Consider the following 8,643-nt stretch of genomic DNA (forward strand, 5'->3'; position numbering starts at 1 on the left):
AAAGCTGTTAGATAATGTTAATCTTTGGCGCCAATGTATGATATTAACAAGGCTTAATTGTTAAGCCAACCATGGATAATACCAGTAATGGCTGATACTGTATGATAAACAATAATTTCTAGTAACTCCCCTATATTAGAACCTAGCTCCGAATAAAAGTTAAAAGCACCGACATCAGCAGCTATTTGTTGTTTTTCTTGTAATTCTTTTTTTGTTTGCCCTTCTACTTTAGCTTCCTCTTTTTTAGATTGCGGTACGGGTTCAGGTTGCAGTACGGGCTCCTTCGTTTCTTTTATTACCTCTTTTTCAATTGAAGATGAGGAAGCTACGGATACGACCTGTTCTGTTTCCTTTTTACCAAACAAGCTTAATGTCCCTTCATTTGCTTGGTGAATGCCAAAAACAATTCCAAAAAGTAAGATCGTTAGTACGAAAAATGTTTTAAGCAGAAATTTGGTCATTACGCTTCCTCCTCATCTTTTAATCATTTGCTCTAACTAAAACTTACTCTGTAGAAACTTTAGCTTGTTCCCAATAAAATTCACTAAATACTTCGGCAAATGCATCTGCGGATCTAAAGTTTTCTTCAACAGAATTTTCAACCCCACCAAATTCAATCAAAATGGAGTTCTCATGTAAGTCCTGATTGTATACACCATTTCTTCCTATTCCACCCATTTCTACAACCCCACGGCTTAGTCCAGGGTATTTCTTCTCAAGTCTGTGATGTAAGTCTTGAGCTAATTTCTTATTTCGTTCATTGTTTCGGTTATCTCTTCCAATGACAAAGTATATCCGTGCATAATGTTCACCATTAATCGTAACTGTCGTATTATCTCGTAATAAAGAGTCACGGTGTAAATCGAAGAAGAATTCTAATTGATCATTTCTATCCATTGCACTTTTCACAAATTCTCTTGATGCCTCGTACGAGCGGTGATATTTCCAATCACGTTCATTCAGTACACTTTGAATATCTGTTTTATCAACATCTGTTCCTATCCCACGCTTCTTTAATGATTGGCCTAATCTCTCTCCAACAAGTGAGATATTTACTTCAGAGTGCCAAGCTTCATCAGGATTAGTCACACCCTTTAATTCAGGTAAAAAAGACTCTCGAGTATGAGAATGAATAATGTGAACCACTTTTCGATCTCCAGTTGTCATCTCTGGTTGTGCTTGATCTGTTGGCCTGTCCAATTCCTCAAATGAAGTTGTGGAAGCTTCTCGTTCAGCCATTAAAACTTCCATTGGTGGTGCTGACTCAATTGGCATGTTCGTATAATCTGACCCTTCACCAGCTACAACAATGTTTCCGTCAAACAGTGCAAAACCTGGTAACTCCCTCCCCAGCAAACTCCTCGGATCATCAGGATTTATACTCGTTGTGAGTTCAAAGGCGATACTTGACAAATTGGGAGGTTCACTCTCTTCTGGCAAGGCCTGTTGAAAATACCTATTTTCCATCCCCATTAAATAAACGAGGTTTTCTCCAGTCACTTGGGTTGTCCAATTATGAACCGTTGAAGAGGCCATGCCATATCCTGGGTCAATTGATGTTAACATTCCTGTAAAGATAAAAACGGCGATAATACCTACGATGATAAAAACAGCAACTTTTCTAAGACTTGTCCTATTTATTGAGATGGTTAAACCATGGAACCGGTTTCTCCTCATACTCCCACCCTTTCCACTACTCTTACCACAATCTATGTACAAGCTGTTGTTGATAGAACCAAAAAAGTGATGTTCTTTTAATGTTTTTATAAACAAAAAAGCTGCTTCCATGAAGAAGCAACTTTTTATAGTGAATTTATAAGCATTTAGTGTCCTGTAATCAATTTACGATCCGAATAATGCTATTTATGATCCTAATTTTTGATTTATAGTCCGAGTGACGCACTTTATAATCCTAATTTTTAATTTATGATCCGAACTAGGCATTTTATAAGCCAAACCAAAATAACCGAACCTTATCCTTAATGTGTATAAGATCCAACATTGTCTTGGTCCACTTCACCATGAAGTGCAGCATTGAGTCCCATAGCTATGACATTTGCCATATCATCGATGAATACGTCAATTTCCTTAGGAGTAACCATTAAATTATGTCCTAAAGGTGCTAGCACCTCACGTATAAGCTGCCTTTTCTCTTCTTCTTCTAGCGTTCCAATCATACCTAAAATTGTTTGACGCTTCGATTCATCTGGCAGATCCTCATCCGTTAATTCACGCTTTTCTCCAAACATCATGCCTGCTGGTGTAAGAGCTCTTGCTGGTTTATTTCCCTCTTTCATCTCTCTACCAAAATGTTTTAATACAAAATCGATTGTATCGCTCGTAATGGAAACAGCATCAACTACAGTAGGGATACCAACGGCAATAACAGGAATACCTAACGTTTCTTGGCTTAACTCTTTTCGTTTATTACCTACACCGCTTCCTGGATGAATACCCGTATCCGATACTTGGATTGTTGTATTAACTCTCTCAATAGAACGAGAAGCTAATGCATCTATGGCAATAACGAAGTCAGGTTTTGTTTTTTCAATAACACCATGGATAATATCACTCGTTTCGATACCTGTAATCCCCATAACGCCAGGAGCGATGGCACTAACAGGACGGAAACCGTCTTCTACTTGTTCTGGTGCTAACGCAAATAAATGCTTTGTAATAAGGAGATTTTCAACAGCTATCGGCCCTAAAGCATCTGGTGTTACATTCCAGTTACCTAAACCAACAACTAGACAGCTCGACTCCTTTGTAATATTAAGTTCATTTAAAAATAAATTAAATTCACGCGCAAAAACAGATTCAACTTTTTCTTGAAGAGCTGTATCCTTTTTTCGAATTCCTTGAGTTTCGAATGTTAAATAGCGGCCTGCTTTTTTACCTAATCTTTCGGCACCTTGATCTGTTATCTCTACTCTAGTTATTTTTACTCCCTCTTGTTCCCTTTCTTTAACGATAACACCTTCAATTGTTCGCCTTTCTTGTGTTTGAGCTTTTTTTTGCTCTTCTTCTTGAACAATTTCATGAGCCTCTACAGCTAGGTCTGTTCGTATGTTATATTTACTTAAATCTAAGTCTTTATCCGTCACAAAGAGATCCTCCTTTTTACAAACACTCTATTAGTGATCCTTTTGAAAATAGGTTACCCGTGAAGAAGCTTTTCATTCTTCTATTGCAATTATTCATCGTTTTTGGTAGAATGCTGTTTGTTGTACTTATTCACTGTTGTGAAGGTTGCATCAGGGAGGTGAAAGGAATGCCTAACATTAAATCTGCGATTAAGCGTGTAAAAACTAACGACAAGCGCCGTGTGCAAAACGCTTCTCAAAAGTCTGCTCTTCGTACAGCTATCAAAAACTTTGAAGCTAAAGTTGCAGCTAAAGAAGTAGAAGCAGCTAAAGAAGCGTATGTAACAGCTGCTAAGAAGCTTGACAAAGCAGCAAGCAAAGGCCTTATTCATAAAAATGCAGCATCTCGTCAAAAGTCTCGTTTACAAAAGCAATTAAACGAAGTTTCTGCATAATCGAATGATTGGCTAATGATTTAAAAAAGTTAACTTTTTTAAGGTAAAAAACGGAGTAACTCTTTTTGAGTTTCTCCGTTTTTTATATTCTTATTAAAATTTTGGTTTAACAGATAATTTGTTTACAATCGATTACTGGTGAAATTCCATCAAAAGCAACTCAACTGCTAAATGTTTATCGACTTGTCCGCTTTTTATATTAAAGTCGGTTTCAGCAAGTCGCTCTAATAAGCGAAATAATGTCGATTCTTGAAAAGCCCTACCTTGCTGTCCTGCAAGTTTTACCGCATAGGGGTGTACTTTAATTTGGCCAGCGATTTGTTGTTGTGAATAGCCTCTTTTTACTAATTCTTTTACTTGATATATAATTCGAACTTGGCGAGCAAGTAACGCTACGAGCTTTATTGGATCCTCTTTTTGACGCATTAAATCAAAGTAAATTTCCAACGCTTTTTCAATTCGTTTATGGACGATATGATCAATTAACATAAAGACATCTTGCTCTACAGTTTTTGCTACAAGCTCATTTACAACAGCTTCATCAATTGTTCCATTTTCCCCTACGTATAAAGATAGCTTCTCAATTTCATTTACAAGCATTAGTAAATTTCCACCTAATAATTGAATTAGTTTTTCTTTACCTTCCTTCGTTAAATCAATTGAACGGCTCATCGCCTGCTCATTTAACCACTCGTGTAACATCTTTTCATCAAATTCTTTCGTATCAACAACTTCTGCCTGTTTTCTTAAGGATTTTACGATCTTTTTTCGGTCATCCAATTTTTCATAAGGTGCAGTTAAAATGAAGACTGTTTCTTGAACAGGATTTTGCATATAAGTTTCTAATAATTTTATGTTATGGTCTATTTTACTATCGTCTTTTTGAGCAGTTAAGAAATAGGCGTCTTTAGCTAGGACTACACGTTTAGAGCCTAGAAAAGGCAGCGTTTGGGCATCTTCAATAGCAACGTCAATCGGTGTCTCTTTTAATTCATACGTTGATAAGTTAAAATCAAGTTCTTCCTCTGTTAATGACTTAGCAACGATCGATTGAATTAAATCATCAACTAAAAAACGTTCTTCACCAATAAATAAATAGAGCGGAGCAATTTTTTCCTTCAAAATGTTTCGTTTAGTTTCTATGTATGACATTTTTTTGTTCCTTCCTCATTGGTTGGATATTCCTAAAAGAATTGGTAATATTATTATGGGTAATATAAAAAGCCTTGTCCATACTTGTAAGGAATTTACGCATGAAAAAGAGGCCAACCCAATGTCTCAGCTTCTTAACTTTATCCGTAATAATGAAAACGAGCTTGTCGATCCATTAATTAAAGTTAAGAACCAGTTTAACAAATGAGTTAACCTCCATTTATGATAAACGCCATCAAAGGGACCCTAGGAAACCCCTCTAATGCCGATAATCATGTTTGGCGACCTCTACACTAGTTATGATATCCTATGCAGTTGAAAACTATAGGTGACAACTCTTTACAGCAGTGGAAGTCAATATTTAAAAATTTGACAATGCATAGACTTTACAAGAAAAGGACTGTTGATTGTATGGATTTTTTTCTTGTCTTCCCTTATACTAAAGAATGAAATAGGAGGGGTTACTAATGAGTGAGTTCGAAAAAAGAGTTCAATGTAAACGCAACGACGCAATTGATTCAGGTGTTGGGTTTATCGTTTCTTTCGGCTTCTTTGCCACTTTATTTATTATCGCTTCACTAGTTGACGTATTCGGCAACATGTAAGAACTTATACTTAAAGAAAAAGGGTTACCTCTGTGGTAGCCCTTTTTCATTATGGTTAAATAATTTAGTTTCTATGTTAATGAGTCCCTTTTTTGTAAATATAATCTTTGTAGCGCCGTGTTCGTCCGTACGATAAATGGGGATATTCCGTTCCTCAAGGGTCTTAATGACCTCTTCATGTGGATGTTGAAAGCGATTATTTCTCCCAGCTGAGATAAGCACCAACTTTGGCTGAACATGATCAATGAACTGCGGTGTTGATGACGTGCGACTTCCGTGATGACCTGCCTTTAGAATATCAATATTTAAGTGCTTAAACTCACGAACCAATCGCGATTCTCCACTTTCCTCTAGATCGCCAGTAAAAAGCCAACGAACACCTCCAAGCAGACTATATAAAACAATTGAGCGATTATTAAGACTATCCTCATTTCCTTGTGGAGATAAAATGTAAAAATTAGCCCCCGCCTTAGACCAAGCCATGCCTTCTTTTACAAATTGAATCGTTGTTCCTCTTTTCTGAAACTCGGTCAATAAATATCGCTCAAATTCGCCTTCCACAGGGCCATAAGCATATAGTATTTCTTTCACTTTCACTTGATCAAGTAAAGCTTCTGCACCGCCAATATGATCATAATGCCCATGTGTTAATATAAGCTTGTCAATTGTCCTAATTCCTTTTGCTTTAAGAAAGGGAACGACAATATTCTTACCAACATCAAATTCTCGTGACCGCCTTCTCCACTGTTCATCTTTTCCAAAATTCACCAACCCTCCACTGTCAATTAAGTAAACTCCCCTTCTCTTAGGTAATTCGATGAAAATGCTATCTCCTTGTCCAACATCTAACACCGTTACTTCTCCTTCATCAGTAAGATAAGGACTTACAACATGACTAAGAAGAAAACAAGTAGCCACAAAACAGAGACCAGCCCAACTTTTGTTAGATACTCCTTTTTCATAAAAATATAGACCAAATAGGCTAATGATAATGAGAACAAAGACTAACCAAACCTCAAATTTTCCAAAGAGTATAGAACTGAACGGTAGCTCATTAAGAAACTTTAGTCCTTCGTGAGAATAAACAATAATTGGATTAAGACCTTTTAATATGAGGGCACTAATACTAGGTGAAATTAAATGTAGAAAATACGTAAGAAAAACAGAAGGTAATATAAATAATGAAATAAAGGGAATGTAAAGTAGGTTTAGAGGAAGGCTTAGCCAAGAAATTTCATAAAAATGAAAGATGGTGATGGGAAAAGAGACAAGCTGCGAGATAATGGTAACAGTTAACAACTTGCTGAAAAAATGACTCTGTTTAAGGATTACTTGAGAAGAAACAATTAAAGCAAAACTTATCAGAAAAGATAATTGGAAGCCTAGTTGATATAACGCATAAGGGGATACAAGTAAATAAATCAAACAGACCAAACTAATACCGTCAAGAGGATGTAATATCATTTTCAACCGTAATGTAACGAGTACGATTATCATCATAAATGCAGCTCGTATAACTGAAGGTGCACCACCCGCGACAATAATATAAAGCGGCAACAACAGTAACAAAAGATCTATCGTACGTTCACGTGTCATGCCTAGACGAATTAAAAGATAAAATATTGATGAAAAAATTAGACCTACATGTAGACCAGAAACAGCCAGGAGATGAATAACACCTAAACGTTGATAGGCTTCTAACACATCCTCCTCTAGATTGGTCCGATCTCCAAAAATTAAAGCAGTGACTATCCCCTTTGAGCCTTCGGGATAATGGACACTAATTGAATGGATGCCTTTTTGTCTTGCCTTTTCCAAAACATAATGAAATGAAAATGGGGATGTACACTTTTCTATATGAATAGTTTCAGGATGAAAATTCCAATGAATTTTTTGTAGAAGGAGATGTTTTTGGTAATCGAATGCAAAAAAGTTAGTAGGTGGAGTAGGTTTACGGAGAGTTCCTTTTAGGGGGCAATTCATTCCAACCGACAAAGTCTGTAATAGTAGTTGTTCTTGTTCAGATTTTATAAAGTAATTTGTTTGTAACTTCTCACCACTAGAGGTCTTAAATTGAAAACTTAAGCGGTCACCGTTAAGTTGGGGAATCGAACTAACTGTACCGATAAAAGAAGTTTGTTGAGGTGATATCTTTGTTTCATTACGGTCATGTACGAAAGAACTACTTGTGTAGAATAACAATAAGAAAAGGATAAGAAAAAGACCATCAATCCTCATCCTCTTCCTGTGAGTAAATAAATAGTAAACCAAATACGTAGCAAGGAAAAGGATCCAATATTGAAATCCTTTTGTAGCTAAAACAATACCCATAATCGCAGCTAGTACAGCAATATGCCATCGTCCTGTCAAGAAAATAACTCCTTTACATTAGAGTGGGGTATATAGTTTGTTTGCCTCATCACGAAGCTTAATGATCTCATCTTCTGGAAGTCCACTTGCAGCTAGTTTTTCTAATAATGATGCTGTAAATTGTAATTTCTCATTAGAATTTTTATCTAAAATTAATTCTTCTAATTCTACTTGTTTCACTTTCACCCCTGCTTGTTCAAATAACTCTAATGCATACGGATGATTTTTATAATCGTTAGAATAGTAAACAGCAGAAATTCCACTTTGAATAATACTTTTTGTGCAATTAAGACAAGGAAAATGGGTAACATAAATTTCTGCACCTTGAGTAGGTACACCAAACTTGGCACACTGCAAAAGCGCATTGATCTCTGCATGGATCGTTCGGATGCAATGGTTGTCAACAACGTAACATCCTTCATCGATACAGTGATCTCCTCCAGAGATCGAGCCATTATATCCTCCAGCAATGATTCGTTTGTCTCTTACGATCGTAGCCCCTACCATTAATCGTGTACATGTACTTCTCATTGCAAGTAAATGGCTTTGAGCGATAAAATATTGGTCCCATGATATTCGATTCAACTTTTTTCAACTCCTAGTATATCTCGTCTTTGTTATAGTTTAACGAACGACCAAAACATGCGTCAATGGTAAAAGAAAAGCGGAAGGTGCCTGGTATCGGCGACAAGCGCTGGAGAGCCAGCATTAGTGTCCTGGTTTTGGACACGTTGATGGATCGAAGCGACCTCGAGCCGATGGCACCTGCAGCTAGACATAGAAAAGCGAAAGCGACCGTTTAGCGGCGTAGAGACTGGAGCCCTCCGTATGAGATAAAGGAAACACGATGAGTGCAAACGAGTCCATGTTGTCTTATCGTAAGGAGGAGAGCGAAATCTACTAGACGCTGGGCGCTGGAGCTAGAATAGAAAAGCGGAAGGTGCCTGGTTAGCGGCGACAAGCGCTGGAGAGCCAGCA

Annotated in this window: 8 protein-coding genes; 2 read left to right on the forward strand and 6 right to left on the reverse strand. The window is 37.0% G+C overall.

The window, feature by feature from the left end:
* Nucleotides 1-53: 53 nt before the first annotated feature.
* The 3 genes from GKP30_RS14070 to gpr form a co-directional block, all read right to left on the reverse strand.
* Nucleotides 54-461 (reverse strand): DUF3679 domain-containing protein, encoded by a 408-nt coding sequence (locus GKP30_RS14070; protein ID WP_216830075.1) that lies wholly within the window; start codon nt 459-461, stop codon nt 54-56.
* Between the two features lie 43 nt (nt 462-504).
* The gene (gene spoIIP / locus GKP30_RS14075; protein WP_216830076.1) at nt 505-1,677 is read right to left on the reverse strand and encodes a stage II sporulation protein P; all 1,173 of its coding nucleotides are present in this window, start codon (nt 1,675-1,677) and stop codon (nt 505-507) included.
* Between the two features lie 302 nt (nt 1,678-1,979).
* Nucleotides 1,980-3,104 (reverse strand): GPR endopeptidase, encoded by a 1,125-nt coding sequence (gene gpr / locus GKP30_RS14080; RefSeq protein ID WP_216830077.1) that lies wholly within the window; start codon nt 3,102-3,104, stop codon nt 1,980-1,982.
* A gap of 167 nt (nt 3,105-3,271) precedes the next feature.
* Here gpr and rpsT point away from each other — a divergent pair, with 167 nt between their 5' ends.
* Nucleotides 3,272-3,538 (forward strand): 30S ribosomal protein S20, encoded by a 267-nt coding sequence (gene rpsT / locus GKP30_RS14085; protein WP_216830078.1) that lies wholly within the window; start codon nt 3,272-3,274, stop codon nt 3,536-3,538.
* A 132-nt stretch (nt 3,539-3,670) separates the two neighbouring features.
* Here rpsT and holA read toward each other — a convergent pair whose 3' ends face one another.
* Nucleotides 3,671-4,690: a DNA polymerase III subunit delta gene (gene holA, locus GKP30_RS14090; RefSeq protein ID WP_216830079.1), complete on the reverse strand. Its 1,020-nt coding sequence runs from the start codon at nt 4,688-4,690 to the stop codon at nt 3,671-3,673.
* Between the two features lie 467 nt (nt 4,691-5,157).
* Here holA and GKP30_RS14095 point away from each other — a divergent pair, with 467 nt between their 5' ends.
* Nucleotides 5,158-5,295 (forward strand): YqzM family protein, encoded by a 138-nt coding sequence (locus tag GKP30_RS14095; protein WP_209122973.1) that lies wholly within the window; start codon nt 5,158-5,160, stop codon nt 5,293-5,295.
* A 24-nt stretch (nt 5,296-5,319) separates the two neighbouring features.
* On the opposite strand, the gene GKP30_RS14100 is transcribed toward GKP30_RS14095, so the two are convergent.
* Both GKP30_RS14100 and GKP30_RS14105 read right to left on the reverse strand, forming a co-directional pair.
* On the reverse strand, nt 5,320-7,665 hold the full coding sequence (locus GKP30_RS14100; protein ID WP_216830080.1) for a DNA internalization-related competence protein ComEC/Rec2: 2,346 nt from the start codon (nt 7,663-7,665) through the stop codon (nt 5,320-5,322).
* An 18-nt stretch (nt 7,666-7,683) separates the two neighbouring features.
* Nucleotides 7,684-8,250, reverse strand: coding sequence for a ComE operon protein 2 (locus GKP30_RS14105; RefSeq protein WP_216830081.1), 567 nt, complete (start codon nt 8,248-8,250; stop codon nt 7,684-7,686).
* Between the last annotated feature and the right edge of the window lie 393 nt (nt 8,251-8,643).

This window comes from Alkalihalobacterium elongatum (assembly GCF_019024285.1).
In the GTDB taxonomy this organism is placed as follows: domain Bacteria; phylum Bacillota; class Bacilli; order Bacillales; family Bacillaceae_F; genus Alkalihalobacterium; species Alkalihalobacterium elongatum.